The organism is Synechococcus sp. H55.10 (assembly GCF_047502715.1).
In the GTDB taxonomy this organism is placed as follows: Bacteria; Cyanobacteriota; Cyanobacteriia; order Thermostichales; family Thermostichaceae; genus Thermostichus.
The window spans coordinates 80169-98785 of sequence record NZ_JANSJJ010000155.1 but is presented as its reverse complement, the minus strand read 5'-3'; the positions used below and the strand labels follow the sequence as shown (position 1 = coordinate 98785).

At 59.9% G+C, this 18617-nt stretch carries 11 protein-coding genes; 6 read left to right on the top strand and 5 right to left on the bottom strand.

Features of this window, described 5'->3' with window-relative positions; translation table 11 throughout:
- Nucleotides 1–6: 6 nt before the first annotated feature.
- On the bottom strand, nucleotides 7–1311 hold the full coding sequence (locus NW858_RS10010; protein ID WP_414520410.1) for a hypothetical protein: 1305 nt from the start codon (nucleotides 1309–1311) through the stop codon (nucleotides 7–9).
- Nucleotides 1312–1360: 49 nt separating this feature from the next.
- Nucleotides 1361–3223 (bottom strand): M61 family metallopeptidase, encoded by a 1863-nt coding sequence (locus NW858_RS10005; protein ID WP_414520409.1) that lies wholly within the window; start codon nucleotides 3221–3223, stop codon nucleotides 1361–1363.
- A 289-nt stretch (nucleotides 3224–3512) separates the two neighbouring features.
- Between NW858_RS10005 and ntcA the strand changes: the two genes are divergently transcribed.
- Together ntcA and eno are read left to right on the top strand one after the other, a co-directional pair.
- The gene (gene ntcA / locus NW858_RS10000) at nucleotides 3513–4187 is read left to right on the top strand and encodes a global nitrogen regulator NtcA (RefSeq protein WP_414333132.1); all 675 of its coding nucleotides are present in this window, start codon (nucleotides 3513–3515) and stop codon (nucleotides 4185–4187) included.
- Nucleotides 4188–4377: 190 nt separating this feature from the next.
- Entirely contained in the window at nucleotides 4378–5661 is a 1284-nt protein-coding gene (eno, locus tag NW858_RS09995) for a phosphopyruvate hydratase (protein WP_414347112.1), read from the top strand.
- On the opposite strand, the gene NW858_RS09990 is transcribed toward eno, so the two are convergent.
- The gene (locus tag NW858_RS09990; RefSeq protein ID WP_414520408.1) at nucleotides 5648–7714 is read right to left on the bottom strand and encodes a prolyl oligopeptidase family serine peptidase; all 2067 of its coding nucleotides are present in this window, start codon (nucleotides 7712–7714) and stop codon (nucleotides 5648–5650) included. The genes eno and NW858_RS09990 overlap by 14 nt on opposite strands.
- 134 nt (nucleotides 7715–7848) lie before the next feature.
- Here NW858_RS09990 and treZ point away from each other — a divergent pair, with 134 nt between their 5' ends.
- The gene (gene treZ, locus NW858_RS09985) at nucleotides 7849–9690 is read left to right on the top strand and encodes a malto-oligosyltrehalose trehalohydrolase (protein ID WP_414520407.1); all 1842 of its coding nucleotides are present in this window, start codon (nucleotides 7849–7851) and stop codon (nucleotides 9688–9690) included.
- Here treZ and NW858_RS09980 read toward each other — a convergent pair.
- Both NW858_RS09980 and NW858_RS09975 read right to left on the bottom strand, forming a co-directional pair.
- Nucleotides 9663–11192, bottom strand: coding sequence for an FAD-dependent oxidoreductase (locus NW858_RS09980; protein WP_414520406.1), 1530 nt, complete (start codon nucleotides 11190–11192; stop codon nucleotides 9663–9665). The two genes, treZ and NW858_RS09980, sit on opposite strands and share 28 nt — an antisense overlap.
- Nucleotides 11193–11226: 34 nt before the next feature.
- The gene (locus NW858_RS09975) at nucleotides 11227–12555 is read right to left on the bottom strand and encodes a four-carbon acid sugar kinase family protein (RefSeq protein WP_414520405.1); all 1329 of its coding nucleotides are present in this window, start codon (nucleotides 12553–12555) and stop codon (nucleotides 11227–11229) included.
- Between the two features lie 255 nt (nucleotides 12556–12810).
- Here NW858_RS09975 and phoU point away from each other — a divergent pair, with 255 nt between their 5' ends.
- From phoU to clpB, 3 genes are all read left to right on the top strand, one after another.
- Complete coding sequence (phoU, locus tag NW858_RS09970; RefSeq protein ID WP_414333153.1) at nucleotides 12811–13452, top strand: phosphate signaling complex protein PhoU; 642 nt, start codon at nucleotides 12811–12813, stop codon at nucleotides 13450–13452.
- A 173-nt stretch (nucleotides 13453–13625) separates the two neighbouring features.
- Complete coding sequence (locus NW858_RS09965) at nucleotides 13626–15800, top strand: ribonuclease R family protein (RefSeq protein ID WP_414520404.1); 2175 nt, start codon at nucleotides 13626–13628, stop codon at nucleotides 15798–15800.
- 173 nt (nucleotides 15801–15973) lie between these two features.
- Complete coding sequence (clpB, locus tag NW858_RS09960) at nucleotides 15974–18616, top strand: ATP-dependent chaperone ClpB (protein WP_414333146.1); 2643 nt, start codon at nucleotides 15974–15976, stop codon at nucleotides 18614–18616.
- Nucleotide 18617: the final 1 nt, after the last annotated feature.

Below are 18617 nucleotides of genomic sequence, written 5' to 3'. Positions count from 1 at the left end.
GATTTCTCAAAGATGACTTTTTAGGATCCCCTCAAAGGTAGCCTCAACCTCATCAACGCTGATGACTGATAAATGATAGAGGGAAGATAGACCGGTTTTTACATCTTGGCTAACATCGGTTAAAACCATGAAAACTTGGTTTTTCTGGAGACCGAGGTCAGAAGCAATCTTGGAGTACTTCTGTACTTTGTCTTGGTACTCGCCTGTCTTTGATTCCACCCAGTAGAATTGATCGTTAATATGAAAGAAAAGATCCATTTCAAAATCAGCTCCATTCGGCAAAGTAACTTGAGCATTTGTTATGTAAGAGAAATCAATCTTTTCAGCTTGACTTGCGGCAAGGCAGATCAGCTTATCCCTAACGTATCTCTCTAGCCATTTTCCTGAGAGAAAATTTAGTGCTTGGGACGACCTACTGGGTCTTGCTACCAACAGATACCTGGGTGCCTTAAAGTATCTGTACTCTTCTAAAAATGCGATTCCATGTAACTCTTTGGCAACCTGGCAAGTTGAGCTGATTACTTGTTGAGGCTCGTCTTTAAGGTTTATTGAGAAAGAGTTTCCGCTATTCATATTTGATTTAATCATTCCATAGAATCTTTTAATCAAAGAATATCGATTGCCCATAAAGGCAGCTATTTGATCTAATTTTTCCTCTTTTTCTTTCACATCTATGCTTTTGATTTTTATGTTTTTTGAGCTTAAGAATGATTCTATCTTTGATACGTCGACCTCTAATATACCGGCGGCAGCGATCTCCTCTTTATCTCTCGGTACATCGTCTGTTAGCCTAGGCTCTGGTGTTTCATGACTGGCAACCTGCTCATTCTGAGAGCTCTGATCTGTAGTTTGGGATATCTCTAATCTGGGAGAACTTTGGATAGCAATCTGTAGTCGCTGATAAATATCTTTAGTTTCTTTCACTAAGTTTTCCAGGATGGCTCGCTGATCGTTTAGCTGCTCATTATGTTCGGAAAACTTTACAGATATAGCCTGCAGAAGATCCCTACTCCAACTTTGCAGCAAATCTTGGTGACTATCTACAAGACGAGATCTAAGCCCTTTGAGATCGGCTTGAGTAGCCTGTAACTTCCGAGAAATCTCGTCTGCCAATCCTTCGACCAGTTTGGTTAAGGTTTTGTTGGCGTTGTTGAGTTCTTGGCTGTGTTGCCTTAAGTGTGAAGATATCTCTCTAATGATCTCTTGTTTCCAGATTTCCGGTCTAGGACTGACCTTGTAATGGCGAGCAACGTAAACACCCAATGAGAAACCAACAGCCACCCCAATTAATAAAACCAAAACGAAGTCCATTAGATTCGCTCCTGACCCCTGTTGTTACTTCTCGTTTAAGTTAACTAGGTTACTCGCTTGTTTCAAGATTCTCAGGCGAGGTGAGCGAATTTTCAAGAAGAGGCGTATCTTGTCCCGAAGAGCCGAGCAGGGATCCCAGCCAGCCCTGCTGGAGCGCTTTCTGGGTGGGAGTGAGTTGCGGCAACGCTTCGAGGGTGTAAACATCCGGGCGGGGTGGATCCAAGGGGATCCAGAAGTGTTTCAACTGATCGCCTTGGAAGACGCTCAGGCAGATGACCTGGTGGGGCTGGTAGGCCGCCAAGCGTTCTGGCAAGTTGGCAGCGCTTACCCGGAAGCCATCCAAGGCCACCAGCTCGTCGCCGGCCCAGATGCCTGCTTTTTGGGCCGGGGATCCCATCTCGACGGCGCTGATGCGGTTGCCTTCGCCGTTGAAGTTCAGGCCCAGATAGGGGGAAGGGTCAGGGCGGCTGAAGTGGGCCTTGAGGGTGAGGCCAAAAGGGTGTAGGTGAGCGTTGTAGTCCAGCTCTTCCGTACCTTCCACATAGGCGGCGAAAAAGCGGCCAAGATCGGCGCCGGCTGCCCGCTCAAAGGCTTCCCGCAAGTCTTGGTGGGTGTAGCCTTTCTCAAACCGGCCAAAGCGCTGCCACAAATCCTGCATGGCCGTGTCCAGGGATCCCTGGCCCCCCGAAAGGTGGCGAATGTGCAGATCCAGCAGCCAGCAGACCAAAGCGCCCTTGAGGTAATAGGAAACCTGGCTGTTGAGGCTATTTTCGTGGGGACGGTAGAGTTTGATCCAGGTGTCGAAACTGGATTCCCGCAGCGATTGCACGGCCCGACCCGGAGTGCGCTGCAGCCGGCCAATTTGCTCGGCCAGGATCTGCAAAAAATCTTTGGCGCTGAGGATCCCTGCCCGCAGCAAGATGACATTTTCGTAGTAGCTGGTCGCCCCCTCGCAAAACCAGAGGCAGTCCACATAGTTTTCTTGGTTGTAGTCAATTTTCTCCAAAGCCAGAGGGCGCAGCCGCTTGACGTTCCAAGCATGGAAAAGCTCATGGGCCAGCAGCGCCAAAAAGCGGCGGTAGGACTGGGGCCGATGCAGCTCCAGGCCAGAATAGTTGAGGGTGGTGCTGTACTTGTGCTCTAGGCCGCCAAATCCCCCTGCCGACAAATGCACAATAAACCAGTAGCGGTCGTAGGGCAGCCCGCCGAAAAACGCCGCAGTGGCCTGGACAATTTTCTCGGCATCGGTCACCGCTTGCTCCAAATCCAGAGTGCCCGCTCCCCAGACCACCAAGTAGTGGGGGATCCCTTCCACTGCAAACGACCGCAACTGGTGCAGGCCCACCTCCACCGGACTATCCACCAGCTCGTCGTAGTCTGCCGCCACAAAAGACTGGCCGGAAGCAGGATCCTCAGAAGAAGAAATCAAAGGTCGCAAACTGGTGGCGATGCGCCAATCTGGCTTGGGAGGGATCACCGTCAAGGTGTAGGGTTCCCGCTCGCGACCGGGCACATAGAAAAAGAGCGCCGCCCCGTTGAAGTAGGCGTGGGTGAGATCCAAATGGTTGGTGCGCACCGTCAGCTCGTAGGCATAGACCCGATAGCGAACCTTCACAGCCGAACAGCCCGGCGGCTCGATCTCCCAAGTGTTCTTATCTACCTTCCGCCAGGCCAAAGGGATCCCTTGCTCCGTTGCCGCCTGAAACTCTTGCACATGGCGGGCATATTCCCGCACCAGGTAGGATCCCGGCGTCCACACCGGCAGCCGCAGTCGCAGAGGCACTTCTGGATCCACCTCTTGGATCTGTAGTTCCACCTCCAGCAGATGCTTGGCCGGCTCCGGCATCCGCACTGTGAAATGCTGGCGGCTCAGTTGAGAAGGTGCAGCAACAACAGCCTCCGGGATCCCCATAGGATTTTCCAGTCCACCACTTGCTTCCTACCACCCAGAGCTGGCAAGGCCCCAGTGACAATAGCCCTTATCCTACCCTTGGCTTGGGATCCCTTTGTGGAACAGAAACGAGACCTAAAAACGTAGCCCATGCTACAAAGATGCCTAGGCAGAACCTTCTACCTTAGGGTAAACCCGGCTATTGTTGCCGATTCTGGAGTCGATAGGGTTGCAACTCGGCCCAATGCTTCTAAATTGATCTTACATGGATTGATCTTAGGTATAAACTGACCTCAAAAGGTTGATGAGTATGGTGGTGGCCGTCGCAGAAAAATCTCTGATCACAGCCTTCAAGCAACTGGGAGGCCCTCACCATCCTCCGGTTATCGAAACGTTTGAACGTGGTAAGACCATCTTTTTCCCTGGGGATCCGGCGGAGCGAGTTTACTTTTTGGTGAAAGGAGCTGTCAAGCTCTCGCGGGTCTACGAAATGGGGGAAGAAATTACCGTTGCTCTTCTACGGGAAAACAGCATCTTCGGGGTGCTCTCCTTCATCACAGGGCAGCGCTCCGACCGCTTCTATCACGCGGTGGCCTTTACGCCTGCTGAGTTGCTCTCTCTGCCGATTGAGCAGGTGGAAAAATCCCTGCGGGAGAACGCCGAACTGGCCATGTTGCTGCTCAAGAGCTTGTCTTCCCGCATTTTGCAAACGGAGATGATGATCGAGACGCTGGCTCACCGCGATATGGGATCCCGTCTGGTTAGCTTTTTGCTGATCCTCTGCCGCGATTTCGGGGTGCCTGGCCCGGATGGGGTCACCATTGATCTCAAGCTGTCTCACCAGGCCATTGCCGAAGCCATTGGCTCGACCCGCGTCACCATCACCCGTCTGTTGGGAGAGCTGCGCAAGAAGAAGTACATTTCCATTTACAAGAAGAAGATCACTGTACACGACCCGATGCGGCTGAGCCACCGCTTTGTCTAGAGGGGATGGGGCCTAAACTCTGCCCCCCAAACCAGCCAATGCTCAATTCACCCCTGCAGCTCCGCAGAATCTTTGGGTTCTCTCTCTTAAAGTTTTCTGGAAGCTGACGGGATCCCGGTCAAGGATCTATTAGCCTGTGGGGGGATCTGGCTTTGGCCAGAGCTGTCTAGCCAATTGCTGAGGTGTAACTGTGGAAACGGCCATCGAGTGGATTACCGCCCATGAGATCCTCGACTCGCGAGGACGCCCCACCCTAGAAGCCCTGGTGGGCCTGGCCAACGGAGCAACGGGCTTGGCGCAGGTGCCCAGCGGCGCTTCGACCGGTACCTTTGAGGCCCACGAGCTGCGGGACGGGGATCCCAAGCGCTATGGAGGTAAGGGCGTGCTGAGGGCGGTGGAAAACATTCTTGGCCCCATCCAGTCGGAGCTGCGGGGAGAAGATGCCCTCAACCAAGCCCGCATCGACCAGTTGCTGATCGACCTGGACGGCACCCCCAACAAGTCCCGCCTGGGGGCCAACGCCATTTTGGCAGTTTCTCTGGCGACGGCCAAAGCGGCGGCGGAAGCGGTGGGCCTGCCTCTTTACAAATATCTGGGCGGGCCTTTTGCCAACTTGCTGCCGGTGCCGTTGATGAACGTGCTCAACGGCGGTGCCCACGCCGACAACAACGTGGACATCCAGGAGTTTATGCTGGTGCCCATTGGTGCGGCCAGCTTTCGCGAGGCGCTGCGCTACGGGGCCGAGGTGTTTGCGGTGCTGAAGACGGTGCTACAGCAGAAGGGGCTGTCCACCGGGGTGGGGGACGAAGGCGGATTTGCCCCCGATCTCCCCTCCAATGCGGCAGCTTTGGATCTGTTGCTGACGGCCATCGAACAGGCAGGCTACAGGCCGGGGGAAGATATCGCCTTGGCCCTGGACGTGGCCGCCAACGAGCTGCTGCAGGATGGGCAGTACCACTTCGAGGGCCAAGCCCGTAGCGCCGAGCAAATGGTCAATTACTACGAGCAACTGCTGGCCAACTATCCCATCCTTTCCATTGAAGATGGACTGGCGGAGGAAGACTGGGCCGGCTGGCAGGCCCTCACCACTCAACTGGGATCGCGGGTGCAACTGGTAGGGGACGACCTGTTCGTCACCAACCCAGCCCGGCTGCAGAAAGGCATCGACAGCGGCGCCGCCAATGCCATCTTGATCAAGCTCAACCAGATTGGCACGCTGACGGAGACGGTCTCGGCCATGCACCTGGCTAGCCAGGCAGGTTTTCGCTCTGTGATCAGCCACCGCTCCGGTGAGACAGAAGACACCACCATCGCCGACCTGGCGGTGGCCACCCGCGCCGGCCAGATCAAAACCGGATCCCTCTGCCGCAGCGAGCGCATTGCCAAATACAACCAACTGTTGCGCATCGAAGACGAGCTGGGGGAAGCGGCAGTCTATGCCGGCCGGGTGGGCCTGGGCCCTAAAGCTCGCTAACTCCCGTTCCATCCCTCCCCAGCACTTGCACCAAAAAGGCCCAGCGGTCGGCGGTCTCTTCAATGAGCTTGGTGGTGGGCTTGCCGGCCCCGTGGCCGGCTTTGGTGTCGATGCGAATGAGGATGGGCTGGGATCCCCCCTGTGCCGCCTGCAGGGCAGCAGCAAACTTGAAGCTGTGGGCCGGCACCACCCGGTCGTCGTGATCTGCTGTGGTGATCAGGGTGGCGGGATAGGCGGTGCCGGGCTTGAGGTTGTGCAGGGGGGAATAGGCGTAGAGGGCCTTGAATTCCTCCGGGTCTTCCGGGGATCCGTACTCCGAGACCCAGGCCCAGCCGATGGTGAACTTATGAAAGCGCAGCATGTCGAACACCCCCACAGCGGGCAGGGCCGCGGCAAACAGCTCCGGCCTTTGGGTCAGGCAGGCCCCCACCAAGAGGCCGCCGTTGCTGCCGCCGGCGATGGCCAGCTTCGAGGGGTTGGTGTAGCCATGGGCCATCAGCCACTCAGCCGCGGCGATGAAGTCGTCGAAGACCTTTTGCTTGTTGAGCTTGGTGCCCGCCTGGTGCCAGGCTTCCCCATATTCGCCGCCGCCACGCAAATTGGGCTGGGCGTAAACTCCCCCCATCTCCAGCCAGGCCACCAGGCCCACCGAGAAGCTGGGGGTCAGAGAGATGCCGAAGCCGCCATAGCCGTACAGCAGGGTGGGGTGATCCCCTGTCCGCGCTAGGCCACGGCGGTGGACAAGGAACATGGGAATGCGGGTGCCGTCTTTGCTGGCGTAGAACACCTGCTGCACCTCATAGGCCTGGGGATCGAAATCCACCTGCGGTTGGCGAAAGAGGGTGCTGCTGCCGGTGGTGAAGTCGTAGCGGTAGATGGTGGGCGGGGTGGTGAAGCTGGTGAAGGTGTAGAAGGTCTCAGTGTCGTAGCGCTTGCCAGCAAAGCCGCTGGCGGATCCCAGCCCCGGCAGGGGGATTTCCCCCAGGTAGGTGCCGTCTAAAGCAAAGGTCTTGATCTGGGTGTGGGCGTCTTTGAGGTAGAAGGCAACAAATTGATTGTGGATGAGGCTAACCCCTTGCAGGGTCTCCTCAGCCTCAGGGATCACCTCTTGCAATTGCCCTGGGCTGTCCAGGTCAAGGGCCACCAGTCGCCGCCGCGGAGCCTGGAAGTCCGTCAGCAGCCAAAAGCGGGAGCCGTCGTTGCCGACAAAGCTGTACTCGGCCTGGAACTCGCAAATGAGCTCCACCACCGGCGAGTTGGGATCCCGTAGGTCTTTGTAGAAGAGGAGGTTTTTGGGATCCGTGCCCCGCCAGACGGAGATGATCAGGTAGTTGCCATCTTCGGTAACCCCGCCAGCAAAGCCCCACTCTTTTTGGTCGGGGCGGTGATAGACCAAGACATCTTCCGACTGGGGGGTGCCGAGGCGGTGGTAGTAGAGCTTTTGGAAGTAGTTGGCGCTTTCGTACTCGCTGCCGGGGGGCGGCTCGTCGTAGCGGCTGTAGAAAAATCCCTGCCCATCCCGTGTCCAGCTGGCCCCAGAGAACTTAATCCAGCGCAGGTGATCCGGCAGGTCTTCTCCTGTTGCAATGTCCCGCACCTTCCACTCCTGCCAGTCGGAGCCGGAGCGGGAGAGGCCATAGGCCAGGTAGCGCCCGTCGCGGCTGATGGCAATGCCTGAGAGGGCCACGGTGCCGTCTTGTGAGAGGGTGTTGGGATCCAGCAAAACCCGGGCTTCGCCCTCCAGGCTTTCTTGGGTATAGAGAACGCTCTGGTTTTGCAGGCCGTCGTTTTTGAAGTAGAAGTAGCGGCCGCCCTCTTTGAAGGGCTGGCTGTATTTTTCGTAGTTCCAAAGTTGGGTCAGGCGCTCCAGGAGCCGCTGCCGCGCCGGGATCCGCTGCAGATAGTCAAAAGTTAGCCGGTTTTGCGCCTCGATCCAGGCCCGCGTCTGCTCAGAATCCAGATCTTCCAGCCAGCGATAGGGATCCGGCACCGGCTGCCCATGGTAGACATCGACAACGGTGGGATCCGGATGGCTGGGCGGGTAGTTAAACATAGGGACGGAGCAGCGAAAGGCCAATTCCACTATGGCAGAGGGAAGAGTCGGCAACCCACCCCAAGACCTGAGCCTCGAATGTCTGGGGGAGCAAGCCTCGCTATAGTGGAAGCCGAGTTGTGCAGGTGGGTTTCGTGCTTCAGGGTTCCCCTTCCTCTCAGCGTTCCCAGGTCGAACGGATTGGCGCCTATCCCTGCGGCCAGGGCCACTACCGCTTCTCGGTGTGGGCGCCCTTGGTCGAACACGTGGAGCTAAAAGTCATTAGCCCCGTCCAACAGGTCATCCCTCTGGCCCAAGATGGGCAAGGCTACTGGCAGGGTGAAGTGGAGGGGATCCCGCCGGGGCCAGTGGACTACCTCTACCGCCTGCACACCTCAGGGGGGGTGGTGGAGCGGCCGGATCCGGCTTCCCGCTGCCAGCCCCGCGGCGTCCATGGCCCTTCGCGGGTGGTGGATCCTCACTTCGACTGGCAGGATCAAGCCTGGAAGGGGATCCCGCTCTCCCAGTGGATCCTCTACGAGCTGCATGTAGGCACCTTTACCCCGGAGGGCACCTTTGCCGCCCTGATCCCCCGCCTGCCGCAACTGGTGGAGCTGGGGGTCAACGTGCTGGAGCTCATGCCGGTGGCCCAGTTTCCGGGGGAGCGCAACTGGGGCTATGACGGCGTCTATCCCTATGCCGTGCAGGCCAGCTATGGAGGAGCAGCGGGCCTGAAGGCGCTGGTGAATGCCTGCCACCAACAGGGCCTAGCCGTCATTTTGGATGTGGTCTACAACCACCTGGGGCCGGAGGGGAACTACCTGCGGGATTTTGGCCCCTACTTCACCGACAAGTACCACACTCCTTGGGGAGAGGCCCTTAACTTCGACGACCGCTATTCTGACGAGGTGCGGGAGTTTTTCCTGCAAAATGCCGAGTACTGGCTAGAGGAGTTTCACCTGGACGGCCTGCGGCTGGACGCGGTGCACGCCATCTACGACTTCAGCGCCCACCCTTTTTTGCAGGAATTGGCGGAGCGGGTAGATGCCCTGGAAGCGCGCAGCGGCTGGCCTAGGGTTCTGGTAGCCGAAAGCGACCTCAACGACGTCCGCCTCATCACCCCCCGTGAGCAGGGGGGCTACGGGCTAGATGCCCAGTGGTGCGACGACTTCCATCACTCGGTTCACACCCTGCTTACCGGGGAAAAGACAGGCTACTACCAAGACTTCGGCCAATTGGAGCACCTGGCCAAGTCCTACCGCGAGAGCTACGTCTATTCTGGGCAGTACTCCCGCTACCGGGCCCGCCGCCACGGCAATTCCGCTCTCGCCAGGCCGGGCTCCCAGTTTGTAATCTGCATCCAAAACCACGACCAAGTGGGCAATCGCCGGCTGGGGGAACGCCTCAGCCAGCTCACTTCCCTAGAGGGCTTGAAGTTGGCCGCCGCTGCTCTGCTGCTGGCTCCCATGCTGCCGCTGCTGTTTATGGGGGAAGAGTATGGGGAGGTAGCGCCGTTTCTGTATTTTGTCAGCCACGGGGATCCCGACCTGGTGGAAGCGGTGCGGCAGGGACGGCGCCGCGAGTTCAGCGCCTTTGCCTGGCAAGGGGAGGTGCCGGATCCCCAGGCAGAGGAGACCTTCTTGCGCTCCAAGCTCAACTGGGAGCTGGGCACTGCTGGCCACCACCAGGTCTTGCGGCGGTGGTACCAAACCCTCATTCACCTGCGCAAGACCCTGCCGCCGCTGCAAAACCTGGAGCGGAGTTCGGTGGGGGTGGAGCTGTTTGCTCCAACTGGCCTGGCCCTGCACCGCCACCAGGGATCCCAAGCTGTCCTGGCCCTGTTTAACTTCAGCTCCGACCAAGCAGCCACCTACGCCCAATGGCCCAACGGCCAGTGGGAGAAGCTTCTAGATAGCGGCGACCAGGGATCCTCGGCAAAAAACCAAGGGGATCCCGTTGAGGTGCCGCCCTATGGGGTGGTGGTGTACGGCCAGTGATCCCGACCGCAGCCGTAGCGCCAGGCCTCGCGCCGCCGCTGCCAGAAGTAGTCTTGCGGGGCCCCTTCCAGGCGGTCGGCTAGCCTTTGCAAGAGCTCGTAGAGGCCGAGGGCGCCAAAGTGGCCCGCCCAGGCCACCAGCTCCGGCAACCCCAACCGGGGCAAAAGTGCGGCCACCAGGGCTGGATCTTGCCTCATCACCCCCCACAGTGCCTGAGCCAAGCCGCCAAACTGCACCACATCCTGCAAAAAGGGCTGCACCACCTGGGGGCCGGCGGCAACCATGGCCTCAAACACTCTGCTCAACAGGCGGTTAATGCTGTTGGGATCCCAGTTTTTCTCTCCCAAAGGAGGGATCATCGCCTTTTGAAAAAGCCAGGTTACCGCCAAATTGGGCTGGTAGGGCTGCAGCAGGGCCAGGGCCGCCTGCTCCAACTGCCGCTGCACCAGCGCCTCGTGGATCCCCTGCTGCAGGCGATCCAGATGGCGCAACATCGCCCCAAAGCCGCCAAAGCTCAAAGGCGACTGGCTGCCGCTGCTGTCGCCAACCGCCAAGAGGCGATCCCAAGGCAGTTGCAGCGGGCTGCGGCGGTAGGCGGGGAAAACACCACACAGCTTGCGCAGCCAGCGGATCTGGGCCAACTCGGCCCCCTGGTAGGCAGGGAGCAGCCGGCAGTAGTCCTGCCAAAGCCTCTCCAGACTGGGTCGGCGGGGATCCCGGTCGCAGTAGGTAAAGAGATAGGTGGTGCGGCCATCGCGGGCGGGGAAGGCCTCCCAAAAGGGCTGGTAGCCCTCCTGGGCGGGGGTAAAGCTGTAGAACAGATCCCCAGTGGGTTGCTCCGGCAGCCCCTGGGCGCAGGATCCCACCACCAGACAGACACTGTCCGGCGGCTGCCCTTGGCGGGCCTGGGCCGCAATGGGGGAGCGGTGCCCCATGGCATCCAGCAGCAGTTGGGCGCTGAGCTGGCCGGTGGTGGTCCGGATGCGGATCCCATCGGGGTGGACCGTGGCGCCTAGAAACCCGGTTTGCTCCCGCACCTGGCCCCCCCAGGCCAGGAAATGCTGCTTGAGGAACTCCAGCAAGCTGACCGGATCCACGCCCACGTTCAGCACCCCTTCCACCCACCAGGTGGGGCCCTCCCCAAAGCCAATGCGCCCCCTGGGGTAGTGGGTCACCTGCACCGCCTCCCACTCTGTCGAGGTGAGCAACTCCAGCTCTAACAACACCTGCAGCTCCTGCCGGGAGGTGTTCCACTCCTGCTCCCGCCCCCGCAGGCTCCCCCGCTCGATGAGGATCACCCGCCAGCCCCGCCGGGCCAAAGCCGCTCCCAAGAGGATCCCCAGGGTGCCGCCGGCAATCACCACATCGGCATCCCGGCTGCCCAGGCGCTCAGAACAGCGGTGCACCACCGCCGCGGGCAACGCCGTCTGCCCCTGGCGTAGGGATCCCCACCAGGCCTCCAAGGCGGGCAGAGCTTCAGGCGAAGAGATGAGTTCAGCCATGGCGGGAAGAACCGACAGAAGCGTTCCCTCTAGGCTAGACCAGCCCGCGGCTGTGGAGGCGACGGTGGATCAAAGCCAGCGTATCCACCTCGCCCACGTTGCCCGGAAACAGCACCACCGGCAAGTTGGGAAAGCGGGGGTGATCCGCCGGCGTGAGCACCATGGAGACCCCTGGGTAGATCTGCCCCAGCAGCCGCACTGCCGGCAGGTTGAGGCCGAGGCTGAGGGTGTCGTTGGAGGTGATGCCGCCCTTGCTGACCAGGTAGCCAATCCCCTCCGGCAGCCCCTGCACAATGGCCATCAACAAACGAGAAACCCTCTGCCCAAAGGCCAGGCGTGCCTCTGGGGTGGCACCGTCGAACCTCACTTCTTCTCGGCTGGTGTAGACCACCGGCGTCAGGCCCTGCTCGTAGGCGCGCTGGACTTGGCTCAAGATGGCCGGCAGCAGCTCCGCTTCCCGCCCCGGTTCCAACAGGCGCTTCACCTCCACTTCAATGCCCTGGATCCCTGGCTCCTGCAACAGGCGGGCCAACTGCTGGCTGGACTTTTGCACATGGGATCCCACGATCACCACCCCTGGCCGGTCGGAGCGGACAAACTGCCCCATTTGCTCTGGCGGAACCGGCTGCGGCGGCAACTGGGCTAGAGCCGTCAAGAGGCTGGCGGCGCTGCGAAACAAAAAGCGCTTCCCCTGCTCCAGAGCCGCCCAAGCATCCTGGGCAAAACGATCCAGATCCGCTTGGGTTTCTCCATCCACCACACAGCAGACATTCCCCTCTAGACCCAAAAGCTGCTCCAAACAGCCGGCGCGGATCTGCTCCAGCGTCAATCGCACCACCTGCTCAGCCTGGATCCGCCCCTGGGTTTTTTCCTGCACATAGTCGGGCAAATAGCTGTGGTGGTAGCCGAACACCGCATCGCGGGCAAACTCCGTTTCATGCACGGGCACCCAGCGGCCCTCCACCCGCAGGTAGTGGACGCTGTCGCGGGTGATGCGCCCTCCCTCAAAAAAAGCCGGCACCAGAAAATGGGCATCAAAAGGCCCCAGCTCCGCCGCCATGACATCGGTTTCCAAGGGGTAGTGCCCGCGCAGCGTCGAGTCGGAGCGGCTGACAAAGAGGGCCCGCTCCCACCCCAGCTCCCCCATGGCCTGCTTGAGGGCCCGGCAGACCGACCGTGTCACCTCGGCAGCCTTGGCCGGCGGCAGGGATCGCGTGTTGGTGAGAATGAAGCGAATTGGCGAGCCATCCTGCAGGCCCAGCTTGAGCGTTTCCGCATCCCAGCGGGTCAGCAGCAGGCAACTGTGCACGGTCTGGGATCCGGTGGGATCATCATCCAGCACGACAATGGGGGGACGAGTCATCGGAGTATCTCAATCCAGAACGACAGCATAGCCCCAAGCCTCCAGGCGGAGACAACCTCGCAACACCCCACCCGCTTGCACCCCCTCCTTATCATCCTCTCCCAAATTGGCCGCTCCCTCGATCCCCATCCTGTTTTTTCTCTTGATTCGAGAGAAGTTTGCCATGATTGAGATCTACCGGTGCAATCGACTGGCTTCGGGGGCCGCCAACAGTGGCAGCCACTCCCTCCCACCTACATCCATGGGGAAAAAGCCATGGGGCAAGCTGAGCTGCAACTTCAGATCAAGCGGATTCAGCAGGACGTGCTGCGCATGGGGGCGCTGGTGGAAAAATCGGTGGTCTTGGCCCAGCAGGCCCTGTTTGAACAGAACTTGGCCGCTGCCGAACAGGCCATCTCCCAAGACAAGCAAATTGACCGTTTTTATCGTCAAATCGAGAAAGATTGTATTAGCTTGATCGCCTTGCGCTCGCCGGTGGCACAAGATCTGCGCTGGATCAGCGCCCTGATGCAACTGGTGCGGGATCTGGAGCGGATTGGCGACTACGCCAAAGACTTGGCCGAAGTGGCCTTGCGCTTGGCTTTCTACCCGCCGCCGCCGGAGCTGAGGCACATTCGCGTGATGATGCAGCGCTGCCAGAAAATGCTCAGCCATAGCCTGGCGGCCCTGACGGAGTTGGATGCCGAGCTGGGCCGACAACTGAAGCGGGAAGACGACGCCGTTGATGAAGACTACACCAACCTTTACAATACGTTGGCGCAACAGTCGGACATCAGGGGATCGATCGAGCCTATCCTGTTGATGTTGCTGGCGATCCGCTACCTAGAACGTCTGGCCGACCACAGCACCAACATCGGTCAGCGGGTGGCTTTTATCGTCACCGGCCACCGAGATTAACGCCAACGGGTTGAGTCTTGCCCTGTCTTAACCCCCCTTCTTCCCTCCTCCTTTCCCTGACACCCAAAATGGACTTCTCTCGGATTTTTCAGCATTTTCTCTCTCAGGAACAATGGACCGACAAAGACACACTTCTTGCTCTCTTGCCATCCCCTGATCCAGAAGCGCAGGAAATGCTTGAGATTGCCCTCGATGGTCTGGTGCGGGCAGGGTTTCTCGAACGCACAGGGGATCCGCCTCGCTATCGGCGTAGGCCGGATGAATCCCTGGTGGTGGGGCGCTTGCGCTGTTCCAGCAAGGGCTTTTGCTTCGCCATCCGGGATGAGCCGGGGGCGGAGGATGTGTACATCCACGGCAGCAACCTCAGCGGCGCTTGGAACGGCGACCAAGTGATAGCCCGGATCACCAAAGAGGGCAATCGCCGCCGCAGCCCGGAGGGAGAGGTGGTGGCCGTCATGGAGCGGGCCAACCCTACGCTGGTGGGCCGCCTCAAACAGACGGAACAGGACTTTCGGGTGGTGCCTTTGGATGACCGGCTGCTGTTCGAGCTGGCCTTGACGGAGGGATCCCCTGCCGAGCTGGCGGAAGGTCGGGTGGCCTATGTGGAAGTGGAGCGCTATCCGCTGGGAGATTTGCCCCCCGTGGGCACGATTCGCAAGATCTTGGGCGACGGCCCGGAGGCCTCCATCGATGCAGATCTGGTTTGTTGCAAGTACGACCTGCCGCAGGAGTTTCCCCCGGCGGTGCTAGAAGCCGCGGCCGCCCTGCCCAAAAAGCTGAGCCGCTCCGACCAAAAGAGCCGTCGCGATCTGCGCGATTGGTTTTGCATCACTTTAGAACCCTTGGATCTGCAGCACCCCCACGGCCTCGAGCCCAACGTGGCCGTCTCCCTGCAGCGGCAGGAAGAGGACAACTGGCTGCTGGGGATCCACATTGCCGACGTGGCCCACTGGCTGGATCCTGAGCATCCTCTGGAGCAAGAAGCTCAGCAGCGGACGGCCACCGTTTACCTCGACACGAGGGTGTTGCCTCTTTTTCCGCCGGAAGTGCACAGCCGCCTGGCTCTGTTGCCGCAGCAGGAGCGCTTGGCCTATTCGTTGCTGTTAACCATCGACCCAGAGGGGGTGGTACAAAGCTTCGAGATCCATCCCAGCCTGGTGCAGTCGCGGGCTCACCTCTCCTATGGCCAGGTGCAGGCCCTCTTGGCCACCGCTGCGGATCTGGGCCCTGAGGAGGAGGTGCCAGAATTGATGGCCCTGCTGCAAAACCTGCTCCGCCTCAGCCAAATCCTGCGGGTCAAACGTCACCAAGCGGGCGGCTTTGACCTGCCCCTGTTGGATTTGCTCACCCCCCACTCCGCTGACGAGAGCGGCTACGGCCCCCTTTTGATCAGCGATCGCCTCGGCGCCCACGCTCTGATGACCGAGGTGCTGCTGCTGGCCAACCAAACCTTGGGCCACCATTTGCGCCAATTGGGGATCCCTTCCTTGGCCCGCGTGCAGTCCGCCCCCACTGCCGAGGCCCTGCAGAACTTTTTGCGCCTGGCCAGCGCCATGAAGCTGGATCTGAATTTGCAGGATCCAGAAGCCGTGACCTTGGCCGATTGGCAGCGGATCTGTGTCCGCATCACCGCCCCCGATGTGTTGGCCGCAGGGACTAGCCCAGCCTTGGTGGCCCAGTTGTTGGCCACTTTGCCCCCCGTCGAGTATTGCCTGCAGCCTCTGCAGGAGCCCCTCGGCCATTTTGGCTTGGGCCTTAAAGAACCCTACGCCACCTTTACGGCCCCTTTACGCCGCTATGCCGATTTGCTGAATTTGCGTGCTTTGCACCTGGCCTTGAGCAAAGGACGGGATCGCCGCAGCCCGCGCTCCAAAACCGTGGTGGATCTGCACGGCCCCGGCGGCTACGGCCAGATCGACTGGCAGGTGTTGCCACCCAAGCTGCAGGAGGAATGGCAGGCCTTTCTCCAGGCGCAACTGCCCAAAATCCAGGCGGGGCACCGGATCCGGCAGCACGCAGAACGGGAGCTGATGGGCCTGAAGCGCTCTGAGTTCATGCAAAAACATCTGGGGGAGGTGTTCCCCGGCCTGATCATCGGCGTCCAGAACTACGGCTTTTTTGTGCAGGTGGATCCCATCTTGGCGGAAGGGTTGGTGCGGGTCAGCACCCTGAAAAACGATTGGTACGAGTACCGCAGCCGCCAGCAGGCCCTGGTAGGGCGCAAGAGCCGGCGCCAGTTCCGTCTGGGGGATCGAGTGGAAGTGCAGATTAAAAACGTCGATTACTACCGCCAGCAAATTGATTTGGCAGTGATCGGCGAGGGCCGCCCCTGCGAAGAAGAGGAATAAGGCGGGGATCCCTCCATCGATCGAGGGCAAAGGGGGCGGTTGTTGCGAACTCTGGCGCGGCCAAAATGGGCGATACCTGAATTATCAGGATCCCTTTTCCCAAGCGGGGGCCGAGATGGCCGCTTCCCCTGCTGTCTTCCTATACACTGTAGTAAAAAACCTGCTGAACTTCTATGCAGCCCACCAATCCCAACCAATTTACCGAGAAAGCCTGGAGCGCCATTGTCCAATCCCAGGATGTAGCCCGGCGGCACCAGCAGCAGCAACTGGAAACCGAGCATTTGCTCATCTCCCTTCTCGATCAAGAAGGGGGTCTCACCCAGACCATTTTGCAGCGGGCCGGCCTCGATCCAAGGCTGGTGCGGGACAAGGTGGAAAGCTTTATCAACCAGCAGCCCAAGCTGGCGCGGGTGGATCAGCTCTACCTGGGCCGCGGCCTGGAGACCACGCTGGATCGGGCTGAAGAGTTTCGCAAAGAATACGAAGACGACTTCATTTCGGTAGAGCACTTGCTTTTGGGAGCCCTGGACGACGAGCGGGTGGGCAAGCGGGTTTTAGCACCCCTAGGTTTGACCGTCGAGCGCCTCAAACCCGTTATCCAACAAGTGCGGGGCAAACAGCGGGTTACCGACAAAAACCCTGAGTCCCGCTACGAGGCCCTGGAGCGCTATGGCCGCGACTTGACCAAGGCCGCCCGCGAAGGGAAGCTGGATCCGGTGATCGGGCGGGACGACGAGATCCGCCGCGTCGTTCAGGTGCTCTCCCGCCGCACCAAAAACAACCCGGTGCTCATCGGCGAACCCGGCGTGGGGAAAACCGCTATTGTCGAAGGTCTCGCTCAACGCATCAACCGGGGAGATGTGCCGGAGTCGTTGAAAAACCGGCGCGTCATTGCCCTAGATATGGGCTCCTTGATTGCTGGCGCTAAGTACCGCGGTGAGTTTGAAGACCGCCTCAAAGCTGTGCTCAAGGAGGTTACCGAATCGGAAGGGCAGATCATCCTCTTCATCGACGAGCTGCACACCGTGGTCGGGGCGGGGGCTGCCGAGGGGGCGATGGATGCCGGCAACCTGCTCAAGCCGATGCTGGCCCGGGGCGAATTGCGCTGCATTGGCGCCACCACCCTGGATGAGTACCGCAAACACATCGAAAAAGACGCCGCCCTGGAGCGCCGCTTCCAGCCGGTGTATGTGGATCAGCCCTCCGTAGAAGACACCATCTCCATCCTGCGCGGACTCAAAGAGCGCTACGAGCTGCACCACGGGGTCAAGATCAGCGACTCGGCCTTGGTGGCGGCAGCCGTTCTCTCCAACCGCTACATCTCCGAGCGCTTTTTGCCCGACAAGGCCATCGACCTGGTGGACGAAGCGGCGGCCAAGCTCAAGATGGAGATCACCTCCAAACCCGTCGAATTGGATGAAATCGACCGGCGCATCATGCAACTGCAGATGGAGGAGCTCTCCCTCAAGAAGGAAGACGACCTCGCCTCCAAAGATCGCCTGGGCAAAATCGAGCAGGAGCTGGCCAACCTGATGGAGCGACAGCGGGAGCTCAATGCTCGTTGGCAGATGGAAAAAGAGGCCATCGAGCGGCTGCAAAACCTCAAAGCCGAGCGGGATGCCGTCAAGCTGCAGATTGAACAGGCAGAACAAAAATATGACCTCAACCGCGCTGCCGAGCTCAAATACGGCAAGCTGATGGAGCTGGAGCGGCAGATCCAAGAGCAGGAGGCCCACCTGGCCAAGCTGCAGGCCAACGGTGAGCCCTTGCTGCGGGAGCAGGTGACGCCCGAAGACATTGCCGAGATCGTCTCCCGCTGGACCGGGATCCCGGTCACCAGCTTGATGGAGTCGGAAAAGCAAAAGCTGCTGCGCCTGGAAGCCCACTTGCACCAGCGGGTGGTGGGCCAGGACGAAGCGGTAGCCGCCGTAGCCGCTGCCATTCGGCGGGCCCGGGCCGGCCTCAAGGATCCCAACCGACCCATCGGCTCGTTCCTGTTCATGGGGCCCACCGGCGTCGGGAAGACCGAGCTGGCTCGCGCCTTGGCGGAGTTCCTCTTCGATACCTCCGAGGCGATGGTGCGCATCGACATGTCCGAGTACATGGAGAAGCACTCTGTCTCCCGCTTGATTGGGGCTCCGCCGGGCTATGTGGGCTACGAAGAAGGGGGGCAGCTCTCGGAAGCGGTGCGGCGCCGTCCCTACTCGGTGGTGCTCTTTGACGAGGTGGAGAAAGCTCACCCCGATGTCTTCAACATCCTGCTGCAGGTGCTGGACGATGGCCGCATCACCGACTCCCAGGGGCGGACGGTGGACTTCAAGAACACCATCATCATCATGACCAGCAACATCGGCAGCGAGCTGATTCTGGAAATCGGGGGCGATGAGAGCCGCTACGAGGAGATGAAAACTCAGGTGCTGGCCATGCTGCGGCACCACTTCCGGCCGGAGTTCCTCAACCGCGTGGATGAACTCATCATCTTCCACGCCCTCACCAAAGCGCAGATTCGCCAGATCGTCAGCCTGCAGATGCGGCGGGTGGAGCAGTTGCTGGCGGATCAGCAGATTGAGATTGTCCTCACCGAAGAGGCCAAGGACTACCTGGCCGAGCTGGGCTACGATCCCGTGTTTGGGGCCCGACCCCTCAAGCGGGTCATCCAGCGGGAGATCGAAAACCCCATCGCCACCAAGCTGCTGGAAAACGAGTTCCTGCCCGGCGACCGCATCCTGGTGGATGTGGCCAACGAGCGGCTGGTCTTCCGCAAGATTGGCTCTCAGCCCAGCCAAGAGCCGCCTGCTGCTGTAGCCGTCAGCTAAG

Coding starts and splice junctions, on each gene's coding strand:
- NW858_RS10005 (WP_414520409.1), bottom strand. CDS start 3,223: ATGGGGATCCCGGAGGCTGTTGTTGCTGCACCTTCTCAACTGAGCCGC.
- NW858_RS09975 (WP_414520405.1), bottom strand. CDS start 12,555: ATGACTCGTCCCCCCATTGTCGTGCTGGATGATGATCCCACCGGATCC.
- NW858_RS09965 (WP_414520404.1), top strand. CDS start 13,626: ATGCTTGAGATTGCCCTCGATGGTCTGGTGCGGGCAGGGTTTCTCGAA.
- ntcA (WP_414333132.1), top strand. CDS start 3,513: ATGGTGGTGGCCGTCGCAGAAAAATCTCTGATCACAGCCTTCAAGCAA.
- NW858_RS09980 (WP_414520406.1), bottom strand. CDS start 11,192: ATGGCTGAACTCATCTCTTCGCCTGAAGCTCTGCCCGCCTTGGAGGCC.
- NW858_RS10010 (WP_414520410.1), bottom strand. CDS start 1,311: ATGGACTTCGTTTTGGTTTTATTAATTGGGGTGGCTGTTGGTTTCTCA.
- clpB (WP_414333146.1), top strand. CDS start 15,974: ATGCAGCCCACCAATCCCAACCAATTTACCGAGAAAGCCTGGAGCGCC.
- phoU (WP_414333153.1), top strand. CDS start 12,811: ATGGGGCAAGCTGAGCTGCAACTTCAGATCAAGCGGATTCAGCAGGAC.
- NW858_RS09990 (WP_414520408.1), bottom strand. CDS start 7,714: ATGTTTAACTACCCGCCCAGCCATCCGGATCCCACCGTTGTCGATGTC.